Genomic DNA, 498 nt, shown 5'->3' with positions numbered 1-498 from the left:
TTCCTCAAGGACCCGTTCAGCGAGGGTCGGCTGTATCGCACCGGGGACATCGGGCGCTTCCTGCCCGACGGCAACATCGAGTACCTGGGGCGTAACGATGACCAGGTGAAGATCCGTGGCTTGCGCATCGAACTGGGGGAAATCCAGGCGCGCCTGGGTGAATTCCCGCAGGTCAAGGAAGCCGCGGTGCTGGCGCGTGAAGACGTGCCGGGCGACAAGCGCCTGGTGGCGTACTACACCGGCGCACCGGCCGAAACCGACGCGTTGCGCGCGCACCTGTGGACGCAATTGCCTGACTACATGGTGCCGCAGGTGTTTGTGCACCTGGAGGCGCTGCCGCTGAGCCCCAACGGCAAGCTGGACCGCAAGGCCCTGCCGGCACCGGACCTGGCCGCGCTGAGAACCCATGAGTATGAAGCGCCGAGGGGGGACACCGAAACCGCCCTGGCGCGGCTCTGGGCCGAACTGTTGAACGTTGATCGGGTGGGTCGCCATGAC

At 66.3% G+C, this 498-nt stretch carries 1 protein-coding gene; it reads left to right on the top strand.

The window, feature by feature from the left end:
* A partial coding sequence (locus tag ACW9H9_RS28785) for an AMP-binding enzyme (RefSeq protein WP_457370558.1) occupies positions 1 to 498 on the top strand: 498 nt, incomplete at both ends.

The organism is Pseudomonas sp. SDO5215_S409, from assembly GCF_054071325.1.
Note: the sequence above shows the minus strand (reverse complement) of the source record. Positions and strands in the feature narration are given on the sequence as shown.